The organism is Mycobacterium sp. PS03-16 (assembly GCF_004570325.1).
GTDB lineage: Bacteria > Actinomycetota > Actinomycetes > Mycobacteriales > Mycobacteriaceae > Mycobacterium.
Genome location: NZ_SPQO01000010.1, coordinates 104,154 through 117,939, shown reverse-complemented (window position 1 = coordinate 117,939; position 13,786 = coordinate 104,154). Strand labels below are relative to the sequence as shown.

General features: G+C 70.0%; 10 protein-coding genes and 1 pseudogene. 2 read left to right on the top strand and 9 right to left on the bottom strand.

The window, feature by feature from the left end; translation table 11 throughout:
- Positions 1-22: 22 nt before the first annotated feature.
- Positions 23-1,429: a wax ester/triacylglycerol synthase family O-acyltransferase gene (locus E4P42_RS11385; protein WP_135126167.1), complete on the bottom strand. Its 1,407-nt coding sequence runs from the start codon at positions 1,427-1,429 to the stop codon at positions 23-25.
- A gap of 174 nt (positions 1,430-1,603) precedes the next feature.
- Here E4P42_RS11385 and E4P42_RS11380 point away from each other — a divergent pair, with 174 nt between their 5' ends.
- Positions 1,604-2,095: an Rv3235 family protein gene (locus E4P42_RS11380; protein ID WP_245233978.1), complete on the top strand. Its 492-nt coding sequence runs from the start codon at positions 1,604-1,606 to the stop codon at positions 2,093-2,095.
- 1 nt (position 2,096) lies between these two features.
- Here E4P42_RS11380 and secA read toward each other — a convergent pair whose 3' ends face one another.
- The 3 genes and pseudogenes from secA to E4P42_RS11365 form a co-directional block, all read right to left on the bottom strand.
- The gene (secA, locus tag E4P42_RS11375; protein WP_135126166.1) at positions 2,097-4,919 is read right to left on the bottom strand and encodes a preprotein translocase subunit SecA; all 2,823 of its coding nucleotides are present in this window, start codon (positions 4,917-4,919) and stop codon (positions 2,097-2,099) included.
- A 132-nt stretch (positions 4,920-5,051) separates the two neighbouring features.
- Complete coding sequence (gene hpf, locus E4P42_RS11370) at positions 5,052-5,693, bottom strand: ribosome hibernation-promoting factor, HPF/YfiA family (RefSeq protein ID WP_371287019.1); 642 nt, start codon at positions 5,691-5,693, stop codon at positions 5,052-5,054.
- A 332-nt stretch (positions 5,694-6,025) separates the two neighbouring features.
- A pseudogene (locus E4P42_RS11365) lies at positions 6,026-6,639 on the bottom strand (ComF family protein).
- Between the two features lie 68 nt (positions 6,640-6,707).
- Here E4P42_RS11365 and E4P42_RS11360 point away from each other — a divergent pair.
- Positions 6,708-8,027 carry a DUF2252 domain-containing protein gene (locus E4P42_RS11360; RefSeq protein WP_135126164.1) on the top strand — a complete coding sequence of 440 codons (1,320 nt, stop codon included), beginning with the start codon at positions 6,708-6,710 and terminating at the stop codon, positions 8,025-8,027.
- Positions 8,028-8,031: 4 nt separating this feature from the next.
- On the opposite strand, the gene lpqB is transcribed toward E4P42_RS11360, so the two are convergent.
- The 5 genes from lpqB to E4P42_RS11335 all read right to left on the bottom strand — a co-directional run bounded on the left by lpqB (position 8,032) and on the right by E4P42_RS11335 (position 13,765).
- A complete protein-coding gene (lpqB, locus tag E4P42_RS11355; RefSeq protein ID WP_371287018.1) occupies positions 8,032-9,780 on the bottom strand; it encodes an MtrAB system accessory lipoprotein LpqB in 1,749 nt (582 codons plus the stop codon).
- Between the two features lie 11 nt (positions 9,781-9,791).
- Positions 9,792-11,450: an MtrAB system histidine kinase MtrB gene (mtrB, locus tag E4P42_RS11350; RefSeq protein ID WP_135126162.1), complete on the bottom strand. Its 1,659-nt coding sequence runs from the start codon at positions 11,448-11,450 to the stop codon at positions 9,792-9,794.
- 49 nt (positions 11,451-11,499) lie between these two features.
- Positions 11,500-12,186: a two-component system response regulator MtrA gene (mtrA, locus tag E4P42_RS11345; protein ID WP_024448556.1), complete on the bottom strand. Its 687-nt coding sequence runs from the start codon at positions 12,184-12,186 to the stop codon at positions 11,500-11,502.
- A 75-nt stretch (positions 12,187-12,261) separates the two neighbouring features.
- Complete coding sequence (locus E4P42_RS11340) at positions 12,262-12,894, bottom strand: dTMP kinase (RefSeq protein WP_135126161.1); 633 nt, start codon at positions 12,892-12,894, stop codon at positions 12,262-12,264.
- Between the two features lie 43 nt (positions 12,895-12,937).
- Positions 12,938-13,765: a GAF and ANTAR domain-containing protein gene (locus E4P42_RS11335; protein WP_135126160.1), complete on the bottom strand. Its 828-nt coding sequence runs from the start codon at positions 13,763-13,765 to the stop codon at positions 12,938-12,940.
- Between the last annotated feature and the right edge of the window lie 21 nt (positions 13,766-13,786).

The following is a 13,786-nucleotide window of genomic DNA, read 5'->3' as shown; positions in this document are numbered from 1 at the left end:
ATCCTGGGTGTTCACCCGGATGTCACCGGGCGGCGTCGAGCAGTTCGTCGAGCGACTCCTGCAGCAAACTCGGCAGCACGTCGACGTCGCTCATCGCATCGCGGTCGGCGTTGATGCCGTAGTAGACCTCGCCGTTGTAGGACGTGACGCCGATGGCCAGCACCTGGTTGTGCAGCAGCGGCGGGACCGCGTAGGTCTCCAGCAGTTTCGTGCCGGCCACGAACATCTGCTTCTGCGCGCCGGGCACGTTGGTGATCAACAGGTTGAACAGGCGGGCCGAGAAGGTCGTGGCGACGCGGATGCCCATCGCGTGCAGGGTCGGTGGCGCGAAACCGGACAGGGTCACGATGGTGCGCGCGTCGACGAGGCTGGCCGCGGTCGGGTGTGATTCGGTGACGTGGGAGATCTGGGACAGCCGCACCACCGGATTGCGTTCGCCCACGGGCAGATCCACCAGGAACGGCGTCACCTCGCTGATGGCCTGGCCGGGACCCGTCGACTCGAACTCGGTGTCGGGGTACACCGACATCGGCGCCATGGCGCGCACGGTGGCCGTCGGGGTGACCGGCTCACCGCGCGACAGCAGCCAGTTGCGCAGCGCCCCCGCGACGACGGCCAGGACGACGTCGTTGACGTCGCAGTCGTAGCGGGCCCGCACCGTCCGGTAGTCCTCGAGCCGGTGACCGGCCACGGTGAACCGGCGGTTGCGCGAGACGGTGGTGTTGAGTGGACTGCTGGGCGCGGTCCCCATGGCCGCGGTGCGCACCACGTCGACGGCGCGGCGGCCCGCCGCGATCAACTGCTCGGCGTTGGTCAGTTCGCCGACCGCCGAGCGGACCGCGGCCAGCTGTTCGGCGGGCCGGGTGATCCACTCCCCCACCGCGCCCATCACCAGCGCCCGGTCGCTGGGCTCGCGCGCCGGGATCCAGATGTCCTCACCGAATTCCGGCGGCTTCTGCGTGCGGTCGGCGATGACATGGCCGATCTCGAGCGCGGTCATCCCGTTGACCAGCGCCTGGTGGCTCTTGGTGTAGATCGCGACGCGGTTCTTGGCCAGCCCCTCGACCAGGTACATCTCCCACAGCGGCCGGGACCGGTCCAGTGGACGGGACCCCAGGCGGGCGACGAGGTCGTGCAACTGGGCGTCGCTGCCCGGCGACGGCAACGCCGAGCGCCGGATGTGGTAGGTGATGTCGAAGTCCCGGTCGTCGATCCAGACCGGCCGCGCCAGGCCGAGCGTGACCTCGCGGACCTTCTGCCGGTAGCGCGGGATCTGCGGCAGTCGCTGTTCGACGGTGTGCAGCAGGGTCTCGTAGCTCAGCCCGCTACGCGGTTTCCGCAGGATCGACAGCGTGCCGACGTACATCGGGGTCGCACTGTTCTCGAGGTGGTAGAACGCGGCGTCCGACGCCGACAGCCGGGTCACCATCCGCCCAGTCCCCCTTGCCCGTCGTCCCCGCCGAGTTCCCCGTCACGGTAGCGGTATGACGTGTGCACGCGCATAACGGGTGCGCAGGGCAGCCGGTCCCCGTGGGAAGATGGGCAGGTCTGTTCCTCTCCAGCAGACGGCCCTGGACTGTTCCGTCGTGCTGGGAGGCCAATCGTGACCACCTCATCGCCCGTTCCCGCCGAGCGCCGCCCGTTCACCGCGCCGGTCATCGACTACGAACCCGCCCCGGTGCGGGACCAGGACGCCGCGCTGTGCCCGGCGCCGTCGCCGGCGGCGCTGCGCCGGCCGACCCCGCGCCCGTGGCGTCCGGCGCGCGTCCCGCCGGCCGATCCGCCGCCGCGGGCCGCGGTGCTCTTCGCCGACGTGGCGTTGCGCCGCATCCTGGAGGTGGTCGACCGGCGGCGGCCGCTGACCCAGTTGCGTCCGGTGTTGGCGCCTTCGTTGTTCGACACGGTCGGCGCGCTGACCCGCGTGCGGCATGCCCATGCGGCGACGGTGCGCCGCGTGGGATTGCGGGGTGACGGCGCCGCCGCGGCGGAGGTGTACGCCACCTATCACCGCGGTGGACGCGTCCGGGCCATCGCCGCCCGCATCGAACTGGGCGGCGACGGCCGGTGGCGCGTGGTCGCGCTGCAGATCGGCTAGCTCAGCCCCGGCGCTGCGGTTTGGCCGACTTGGCCTGCCGTCGGGCGGCTTCCCGACGCTCGCGGCGCGTGGTGCCGGCCGGCGCGGCGTGCCGCGGCCCGCCACCCGAGCGCTGCACCTCTGCGCTGCCGTCCTCGCCGGGACCGACGTAGGTCAGCGGCGGTGCCTCGTTGTCGATGCCCTTGGCCTTGACCGCGGCCGGCGCCGGCCGCTCCTTGGTGGCCACCGCGCCCTGGTCACCGCCCTGCTGCCGGGCCGCGGCCTGGGCGAACTCGGCCAGCCCGGACGGCGCCTGCACGGGCGCGACCGTGGGCGTCGGGGCGGCCTCGACCTGCACGTTGAACAGGAAGCCGACCGACTCCTCCTTCAGCGCGTCGAGCATGCCCTTGAACATGTCGTAGCCCTCGCGCTGGTACTCGACCACCGGGTCGCGCTGCGCCATGGCGCGCAGCCCGATGCCTTCGCGCAGGTAGTCCATCTCGTAGAGGTGCTCACGCCACTTGCGGTCGATCACGTTGAGCAGCACGTTGCGCTCGAGCTGACGCATGGCGCCCTCGCCGGCGATCTCCTCGAGCTGGCGTTCCCGTTCGGCGTAGGCCCGCTCGGCGTCCTTGATCAGCAGGTCCAGCAGCTCCTCGCGGGTGAGTTCGCCGGCCTCGCCGACCGCGTCGGAGTCCACCAGCTCGCGGTGGTCCACACCGACCGGGTAGAGCTGCTTGAGCGCGGTCCACAGCTGCTCGAGATCCCAGTCCTCCGAGTAGCCCTCGGCGGTCGCACCGTCGACGTAGGCGGTGATCACGTCGACGAGCATCTTGTGGGCCTGCTCCGCGAGGTCCTGCCCTTCGAGGATCATGCGGCGCTCGCGGTAGATCACCTTGCGCTGCTGGTTCATCACCTCGTCGTACTTGAGCACGTTCTTGCGGATCTCGAAGTTCTGCTGCTCGACCTGGGTCTGCGCGCTCTTGATGGCGCGGGTGACCATCTTCGCCTCGATCGGCACATCGTCGGGCAGGTTCAGCCGGGTCAGCAGCGCCTCCAGCGTCGCGCCGTTGAAGCGCCGCATGAGCTCATCGCCCAGCGACAGGTAGAAGCGCGATTCGCCCGGATCCCCCTGGCGGCCGGAGCGGCCGCGCAGCTGGTTGTCGATCCGGCGGGACTCATGGCGTTCGGTGCCCAGCACGTACAGGCCGCCCACGGCCCGCACGTCCTCGGCCTCCTCACTGGCCTCGGCCTTGATCTGGTTGACCGTGGCCTCCCACGCGGCCTCGTACTCCTCCGGGGTCTCGACCGGGTCGAGGCCCTGCTCGCGCAGCCGCTTGTCGGCCAGGAAGTCCACGTTGCCGCCGAGCACGATGTCGGTGCCGCGGCCGGCCATGTTGGTGGCCACGGTGACGGCGCCGAGCCGGCCCGCCTCGGCGATGATGTTCGCCTCCTGCTCGTGGTACTTCGCGTTGAGCACGTTGTGCGGCACCTTGCGCTTGGTGAACTGCCGCGACAGGTACTCCGAGCGCTCGACGCTGGTGGTGCCGATCAGGACCGGCTGGCCTTTCTCCCAGCGTTCGACGACGTCGTCGACCACCGCGATGAACTTGGCCTCTTCGGTCTTGTAGATGAGGTCGGTGTTGTCCTCGCGCACCATCGGCCGGTTGGTCGGAATCGGCACCACACCGAGCTTGTAGATCTCGTGCAGCTCGGCCGCCTCGGTCTGGGCGGTGCCGGTCATGCCGGAGAGCTTGTCGTAGAGCCGGAAGTAGTTCTGCAGGGTGATCGTGGCCAGGGTCTGGTTCTCGGCCTTGATCTCCACGCGTTCCTTGGCCTCGATGGCCTGGTGCATGCCCTCGTTGTAGCGGCGGCCCATCAGCACGCGGCCGGTGAACTCGTCGACGATGATGACCTCACCGTTGCGGACGATGTAGTCCTTGTCGCGGGTGAACAGCTCCTTGGCCTTGAGCGCGTTGTTGAGGTAGCTGACCAGCGGCGAGTTGGCGGCCTCGTAGAGGTTGTCGATACCGAGCTGATCCTCGACGAACTCGACGCCGAGCTCGTGGACACCGACCGTGCGCTTGCGCAGGTCGACCTCGTAGTGGACGTCCTTCTCCATCAGCGGCGCCAGGCGGGCGAACTCCGGGTACCAGTTGGACGCGCTGTCGGCCGGACCCGAGATGATCAGCGGGGTACGGGCCTCGTCGATCAGGATCGAGTCGACCTCGTCGACGATCGCGAAGTTGTGGCCGCGCTGCACCAGGTCTTCGAGCCGGTGGGCCATGTTGTCGCGCAGGTAGTCGAAGCCGAACTCGTTGTTGGTGCCGTAGGTGATGTCGGCCGCGTAGGCGGTGCGGCGCTCCTCCGGGGTGAGGCCCGACAGGATCACGCCGACGGACAGGCCGAGGAACCGGTGCACGCGGCCCATCCACTCGGCGTCGCGTTTGGCCAGGTAGTCGTTGACGGTGACGACGTGCACACCCTTACCGGACAGCGCGTTGAGGTAGGACGGCAGCACCGCGGTCAGGGTCTTGCCCTCACCGGTCTTCATCTCGGCGACGTTGCCGAAGTGCAGCGCGGCACCGCCCATCACCTGGACGTCGAAGTGGCGCTGGGACAGCACGCGCCAGGCGGCTTCCCGGGCGACAGCGAACGCCTCGGGCAGCAGGTCGTCGAGGTCTTCGCCGCCGTCGATGCGCTTCTTGAACTCGTCGGTCTTGGCCCGCAGCTCGGCATCAGACAGCTTCTCGACGTCGTCGGACAAGGTGTTGACATAGTCGGCCACCTTCTTGAGGCGCTTGACCATGCGGCCTTCACCGAGACGGAGCAACTTATCGAGCACGCTTTTTCCCCTGTGGGTTGAGGTATCAGACCTGTCCCATGGTAGAGGTCGCGCCTGGGAACTCCGCTTTCCGCGCCGACAACCAGCGTCGAGCCCCGCGACACCGAGGTGTCGCGGGGCTACGCGCCGGGCTCAGCCGAGCCGGATGATCCCGTAGTCGTAGGCGTGGCGCCGGTACACGACGCTGGCCTTATCGGTCTCCTTGCAGTGGAACAGGAAGAAGTCGTGGCCGACGAGCTCCATCTGCGAGAGCGCGTCGTCGACGGTCATCGGCGTGTCGGGGTGCACCTTGGTGCGCACGATGCGGCCGGGTTCGTGGTCGTCGAGCGGGGTGTTGTCGATCATCGGCTCGTCGGCGGCCGGCTGCGGCTCGTCGAGCGCCGCCGCCATCGCGGTCGCCTCGGCCACCGAGACCGGGCGCTTGTCCCCGTAGTGGATCTTGCGGCGGTCCTTACTCCGGCGCAGCCTGTTCTCGAGTTTGCTGACCGCGGATTCGAACGCGCCGTAGAAGCTGTCGGCGCAGCCTTCACCGCGCACCACGGGTCCGCGACCGCGCGCGGTGATCTCGACGTGCTGGCAGTTCTTGCGCTGCCGGCGATTCTTCTCGTGGTCCAATTCGACGTCGAAGAGGTAGATACTGCGGTCGAACCGCTCGAGACGCGCGAGCTTCTCGGCAACATAGGTTCGGAAATGATCGGGGACCTCGACGTTGCGTCCGGTGACGACGACGTCGGCGCGCGGCTCGGGGGCGGCGGATTCCTCCTCGATCACCATTGTGCGGTCGGATTCCATGGAATGCGTTGACATACGTGGCAACTCGTTTCTCTTTCACGTCGCACGCACGGGGCGTGCCCGGGCCATTCACGAGACGCGCCGGCGAGTTGCGTAGGGGAGCACTGGCCGCAGCCCACCGGCGCAAGGTGTCGAGTACTCACCTCCTACCGTTGTGCGGCGAAGTGGCGCTTGGTTCTGAAGCGCCGACCCTGGAATTCACGGGTGGTTAAGGCCGACGGTAGTCGTTGTTCATGAGCTCGGCCAGTCATTCACGAGACTGTTTTCGGTTCTTCACAGGGGTTTGACCCACCCGATCGTGATCGGCTCCGCGGTCAGGCGTGCGCGACGGTCAGCACAGCCAGTACCCGGGCGCCGCGCCTTTGCAGCACGCGGACCGATTCCGCCGCCGTCGCACCCGTGGTGACGACGTCGTCGATCAGCACCACCTCGCCGGCGACCGGCCCGCGCAGCGTGACGCGGCCGGCGACATTGCGCTGCCGGTCGGCGACGGTGAGGCCGACCGAGTCACGGGCCAGCGCGCGCATCCGCAGGACCGGCAGCACGTCGCGCCCGGTGTGGTGCGCCATCCGGGTGACGGGGTCACCGCCGCGCCGCCGCGCCGCCAGCCGGCGGGTCGGCGCGGGTACCAGCGGCACCGGGCCCGCCACCACGCCCCAGGCATTGAGGCGGGCCAGCCCGTCGGCCAGGGCCCGGCCGAGCACCGGCACCAGATCGGCGCGGCCGCGCTCCTTGACCCCGACGATGACCCGCCGCCGCGCGCCGGCGTAGCGGCCGAGCGAGAACACCGGAACCCCGGGATCGACACGCGGACCGACACGTGCGGTGAGTCGGGGGCGACGGCCAGGCTGCGGGCGCACGCCGCACACCACCGCACCGACGGCTGCCCGCATCCGCCGCACTCCAGCGGCAGCACCAGATCGAGCATGACCGCAGTCTGACCATCCGGTGTGACATCCGACGGCGACCGCCCGCCGGTTCGGGTTGGATGGAGCCATGGCGGACAACGAGCGGCAGTCCTTCCTCGTCGACTGTCTGGTGAAGGCCTTCAAGGAACTGATGGACGCCGATCCCGACGCGTTCCGGACCAAGTTCCGCAAGATGGCCGCCGAGCCGTTCGCGTTCTACCGGGGCAGCGCGTGCGTGTTCTACGCCGACGTCGCGGCCCGCGAGGACCGCTGGGCCGACGATCGCACCAGCCGGGTGTGGATCCAGGGTGATCTGCACGCCGAGAACTTCGGCACCTACATGGACGGCGCCGGGGCGCTGATCTTCGACGTCAACGACTTCGACGAGGCCTACGTCGGGCACTTCACCTGGGACCTGCAGCGGTTCGCCGCCAGCGTCGCGCTGATGTGCTGGCAGAAGGCGCTCTCGGACGCCGAGATCCACAGGCTCATCGAGACGTTCGTACGCGCCTACGTCGACCAGGTGCACTGGTTCGTCGATGTGGACGACGATGCGTCGTTCGCCCTGGACCTCACCACCGCGCGCGGGGCGGTGCTCGACACGCTGCAGACCGCGCGGCTGTCGACCCGCTCGGAGATGCTCGACCGGATGACCACGGTCGACACCTGGGACCGCTCGTTCCGCCAGGCGGCCGGCGTGCGCCGCCTCGGCGATGCGGAGCGCGCGAAGGTGGAGGAGGCGTTCGCCCGGTACCTCACCACGATCCCGGAGACCAAGCGCTACCAGGGGATCACCTACGACATCAAGGACGTGGTCGGAAAATCCGGACACGGCATCGGCAGCGCCGGCCTGCCCACCTACACGGTGCTGATCGAGGGCTTCAACCAGGCGCTCGACAACGACGCGGTGCTGTCGATGAAACAGGGCAACGTCGCCGCACCGAGCCGGGTGGTCGACGACCGCCCGGTCCACGACTACTTCCTGCACCACGGCCACCGCACCGCGGTGTCCCAGCGGGCATTGCAGGCTCACGCCGACCCGCTGCTGGGCTACACCGACATCGACGGCGTCGGGTTCGTGGTGAGCGAGTTGTCTCCCTACGAAGCCGATCTCGACTGGAGCGAGTTGACCGAACCCGACGAGCTGGGCGAGGTCATCGAACAGCTCGGGCGGGCGGTGGCCAAGGTGCACTGCGTCGGCGACTCCGACAGCGACCAGTCGCTGGTGCAGTTCTCGACCGAGGAGGCGATCACGGCGGTGATCGGCGACCGGATCGACGAGTTCGTCGAGGACATCGTGACGTTCGGCCTCGAGTACGGCGCGGTGGCGCGGCAGGACCACCGGCTGTTCGTCGACGCGTTCCGGGAGGGACTGATCCCCGGCGTGACGTCGACGCGTAACTCCTGAGCCGTCAGCCCGGCAGCACCGGCACCGTGCCCGCGACCATCAGCGGCCGCACCTCGGTCCACACCGGATCGCCCTCGGCGGTCGACGCCGACAGCTGCACCACGCCGCGGGCGTCAGCGACGTACACGGTGGACGGGCTGGCCGCCACGGTGGTCACCGGCATCGCGAGGTTGCGGCTCGGCCCGTCGGAGTTGACGCCGTCGAGGTTGACATAGGACACCGGGTGCTGCGGGTCGCGGCGGCTGACCACGATGTCGTCGCCGGTGCGCCACGACAGCGAGACCGCGGTGTCGCCGAGGCCGAAGCCCAGGCGCCGCGGATAGGTCAGCGCGAACTGCCCGCCCGGCGTCTGCTCCACCGACGCGAGGATGACCTTTCCGGCGACCACCATGGCCGCCCGGGTGCCGTCACGGGACAGCTGCAGTTCGGTGATCGGACCGGGGAACTTCATCGCCACCGGCGCCGAGTCGACCGGGATCCGGGCGGGCGCTCCGGAGGCGTCGCGGAAGACCCGCACGACGTTGATGCCGTCGACCACCACCCAGACCGCGTCGTCGAGCGACCAGCTCGGCCGGGTGAGGCTACGGCCCTCCAACGCCTGACCGGCGGGCCCGCCCAGCGGCCCCATCCACAGCGACGAGGCCACGTCCGGCGCGCCGGGCCGCAGCACCACGACCGACGCGGCGTCCTGTCCGCTGCGCGAGATCGCAGCCGACGCCTGGTTGGGCGCCTGTCCGAACGAGCCCGGGATGCGGGGGGCGCGCTGACCGTCCAGCGACACCAGCGATCCGCCCATCAGCGCGTGCAGTCCCGCCGCGGCGCCGGCGAAGGCGCCCGGGTCGGTGGCCGCGACGTCGGAGGTCTCCCAGCCGTCGGCGAACCGGTCGTCCAGCGGTGCCCCGTCGGCGTTGAGCACGTACGGCCCGTTGATCCCGGCCCGGTTGAGGGTCCAGATGATCTGCGCGGCCAGCAGCTGCCTGCTGTGCGGGTCGGTGGTGGACAGGTTCTCCAGATCGACACGGGCGCCGCCGTACCCGCGACCGATCCCGGTCTTCCCGCCGTCGGCGCGGGTCACCGGGCCGCGCAGCGTCAGCGGCGCCCCGACCAGGTTGCGGACCGTGTTGGCCATCTCGGGGCGCGGCCCGGCGATCAGCTTGGACACCAGTTCGGTGGCCAGCTGGTCGGGATCGGACACCGCGACATAGCGCGGGTCGGGGACCACCGTGGTGCCGGTGGGATCGACGAAGTACAGGGTGTGGCGCTTGTAGGTGGCCTGGAACTGCTGCCAGTCCAGGAACACCCCGTTGGGCAGTTTGTCGATACGCCAGCCGTCCGAGGTCTTGACCAGCTCGATGGGACCGGGATCGGGCAGCGCGCCCTCACCGGTCTCGAAGACCCCCATATCGGACAGCGAGCCGAGGATGTCGGCGCGCATCGTCACCGACACACGTTCGGGCTGCCGGGTCTCGACGAACACCACCCGGTCGATCAGCAACGCCTTACCGGCGTCGTCCCACCCCTGCGACGCGGATTCGGTGAGGAACTGCCGGGCGGCGAGGTGCCGGTTGGCGGGATCGGCGGTGGCCTTGAGGAACTCCCGCAGCAGCACGTCGGGATCCATGCCAGGGGTCGGTTTCGGCAGGCTCGGCGGCGCGGGCCGTGCCACCGTCCCGATGGCCTGGGGCGCCGAGGAATTCGGCACACCGGCGCATCCCGCGACGACCATGGCCAGCGCCAGCAGCCAGGCGGCCACCCGTACGTGCCTCACACCGTCTCCCCCGCCGGCTCCCGTTCGCGCGTCGAGCGCTGCGGCGCCCGCTCGGGCGCAATCGGTTTGAGCGGCAACGGACTCGTGGTGACCTTGTGTCCGCGCACCAGCGGCAGCGTCAGGCGGAAACAGGCGCCCTTGCCGGGCTCACCCCACGCCTCGAGCCGCCCCTGGTGCAGGCGGGCGTCCTCGATGCTGATGGCCAGTCCGAGCCCGGTCCCGCCGGAGCGCCGCACCCGCGACGGGTCCGACCGCCAGAACCGGCTGAACACGAGCTTCTCCTCGCCCGGCCGCAGTCCCACGCCGTAATCGCGCACCGTCACGGCCACCGTGTCCTCGTCGGCGGCCATCCGGATTCGCACCGGTTTGTGTTCGGCGTGGTCGATCGCGTTGGCGATCAGGTTGCGCAGGATGCGTTCCACCCGGCGGGAATCCACCTCGGCGATCACCTCGTCGGCGGGCTGGTCGACGATGAGCTCGATGTCGGCCTCCTGCGCGAGGTGGCCGACGTTGTCCAGCGCGCTTCGGACGGTGTCGCGCAGGTCCACCGATTCGACGGACAGTTCGGCGACGCCGGCGTCGTGCCGGGAGATCTCGAGCAGGTCGTTGAGCAGTGTCTCGAACCGGTCGAGTTCGCTGACCATCAGTTCCGTCGAGCGGCGCAGCGCCGGGTCGAGCTCCTCGCTGTGGTCGTGGATCAGGTCGGCGGCCATCCGCACCGTGGTCAGCGGGGTCCGCAACTCGTGGGAGACGTCGGAGGTGAACCGGCGCTGCAGGTTACCGAACTCCTCGAGGGAGGTGATCTGCCGGTGCAGGCTCTCGGCCATGTCGTTGAACGACACCGCCAGACGCGCCATGTCGTCCTCGCCGCGCACCGGCATCCGTTCGGTCAGGTGCCCCTCGGCGAAGCGTTCGGCGATCCGCGACGCCGACCGCACCGGGAGCACGATCTGCCGGGCCACCAGCAGCGCGATCGCCGCGAGCAACCCCAGCAGCACGATGCCGCCGGTGGCCATGGTGCCGCGCACCAGCGCGATCGTCGACTCCTCGTTGTTGAGCGGGAAGATCAGGTACAGCTCGAGATTGGTCACCGACGAGGTGGCCGACGTGGTGGGGCTGCCGACGATCAGCGCCGGACCGGTGAACCCGTCGGTGGTCACGGTCGCGTACTGGTAGCTGACCTGACCGGCTTTCACGAAGTCACGCAGGGACTCCGGGATCTGGGCGACGGGGCCTGCGGCGGTGGCGGCGCGTGGACCGTCCCCCGGCACGACGAGGACCGCGTCGTAGGCGCCGGCCAGTCCCGCCCCGGCGTCGGCCTTGCGGTCGATCAAGGTGTTGCGCGCGAGCTGCAGGCTGCTGTCCAGCGAGCGGGTCTCCTCACCGCCGACGATGCCGCCGACGGTGTTGCGGGCCTGTTCGATCTCCTCGGTGGCGGCCTTGACCTTGACCTCGAGGATGCGGTCGGTGATCTGGCTGGTCAGCACGAAGCCGAGCACCAGGATGACGGCCAGCGACAGGCCCAGCGTCAGCGACACCACCCGCAACTGCAGGGACCGGCGCCACGCCAGGCTCAGCGCCCGGCCCAGCGCTCCCAGCCCGCGGACCAGGGGCGCCGAACGCCGGTGGATGCGGCGGCGCGACCCCCAGATCACGACCGCCGCCGTGCGGTCGGCGCGACGACCACACGCGGGCGGTGGATCGTCACGGAGGTCCGGCCTTGTATCCCACTCCTCGAACGGTCAACACCACCTGCGGGTTCTCCGGATCCTTCTCGACCTTGGCCCGCAGCCGCTGGACATGCACGTTCACCAAACGGGTGTCCGCGGGGTGACGGTAACCCCACACCTGTTCGAGCAGCACATCTCGAGTAAACACCTGCCGTGGTTTGCGTGCCAGCGCCACCAGCAGGTCGAACTCCAGCGGGGTCAGTGAGATCTGCTCACCCTGGCGGGTCACCTTGTGGGCGGGCACGTCGATGTCGACATCGGCGATCGACAGCAACTCCGCCGGCTCGTCCTCGTTGCGCCGCAGCCGGGCCCGCACCCGCGCCACCAGTTCCTTGGGTTTGAACGGCTTCATCACGTAGTCGTCGGCGCCGGACTCCAGGCCGAGCACCACGTCCACGGTGTCGGTCTTGGCGGTCAGCATCACGATCGGCACACCGGAGTCGGCGCGTAGCACCCGGCACACGTCGATCCCGTTCATGCCCGGCAGCATCAGATCCAGCAACACCAGATCGGGCCGGAGTTCCCGCACGGCGGTGAGCGCCTGGGTGCCGTCGCCGATGACGGCGGTGTCGAACCCCTCCCCGCGCAGGACGATGGTGAGCATCTCCGCCAGCGACGGGTCGTCGTCGACAACCAGAATCCTTTGCCTCATGGTGTCCATGGTGTCACCAGATCGCGATAAAACCCCGCTCCCACGCTGGGCGTTTCGCAACGGGGACGACGGCGGGTCCCCTGCTCAGCGCCCCAAGAGCGTCGCCGCCAGCGCGGCCGGCTCGACATCGGGTCCGGCGACCGACCAGCGGCCGCACCAGTGTGCGGCGGCCAGTCCGGCGTACACCTCACCGGTGCGCCGCTGCAGACCCCCGTCGCGCTCATAGGCGTCGCGCGCGCGGTCGGCTTCCTGGGCGGCGCGCCGCTCGGCGCGTTCGGCCGCCAGCGCGGTCGGCACGTCGAGCAGCAGCTGCCAGTCCGGTGCGGGCAGGGCCAGCCGGTCGAACTCGAGCGCCCGCACCCATTCGACCACCTCCCCGCCCGCGTCCTGGTGCAGCCGCGCTGCGCTGTAGGCGGCGTTGGAGGCGACGTAGCGGTCGAGGATCACGATGTCGTGGGCGGCGGTGAGCTCGCCGATCTGCTCGCGGGCGCCGGCACGGTCGAGTGCGAACAGCACCGCCATCGCGTACACCGACTCGGCGAGGTCACCGTGCCCGCCGTGCAGGGCCTCGGCGGCCAGGTCGGCGGTGATCGACTGGTGGTAGCGCGGGAAGGCGAGGCTGGTGACCGATCGGCCGGCCGCCTCGAACGAGGCGCGCAGCCCGTCGGTCAGCGTGCGTTTGCCTGCGCCGTCGACACCCTCGATCGCGATGAGCACCCGGCGAGCGTAACCACGTCCCGCCCGGCGCGGCGGGTACGGCTCACGCGGAGACGGCCGTGCCGCCCTTCTCCGCCGCCAGCGCCGCGGCCACGTCGTGTACGGCATCGACGAGCATGGGCATGACCGCGCTGTCGTACCACCGCAGCCACTGGGCACACGAGTCGGCGTGGCCGTGCAGCATCTCGATCGCGAACGGGTCCAGCCGCGGATGCGGGGTGCCGAACATGACCGTCACCGCACCCCAGTTGCGGCCGTCCTCGTCGCACATCGGCACCGCGATCTCGGCGTGCACACCGCTGCCGGCCAGCACCTCCATGTCGGCGAGGCGGTAGAGCGGCGAGATCGACACGTCGTCGACCCGCGTGACCTCGCACTGCGCGGTGGCGTGCGCGGCGGCCGAACCGCCGTCTTCGAGGTAGCTGAAGTGCTGGCGGAACTGCTCGGTGACCCCGGTGTGGCTCTCGATGCACAGCCCGCCGTGCATGGCGTCGCGCAACTGCACCGCACCGGCGGGAGCGGCGAACAGGTCCACCGCGGTGGTGAGCAGGTCGGCGAGCACGTCGGCCCGCTTGGGCGCCTCGCCCCGGCCGCGCAGCGAGAACGACAGCGCAGGTGCGGGAGCGCGCACCGCGTCGCGCGGACGGGTGTCGGTGGCGATGACCGCCGCGGACAGATGGCGCAGCTTGACGCCGTAGCGCATCGCGACCCTCAGCAGGGCGCGAAAGGCGATGTCCGCGTCGGCGATTCCGCGCTGCTCCTGCAGTCGGCCGACCGCGGTGCGCAGGGTCGCGTGCGAGATCAGGTTGATCGGCGCCACCAGTCCCGCCGTCTGATCCAAGGTCTGCTCGTCACCGATGTGCACGCCCACTCACGCCCTTCCTCAACCGAC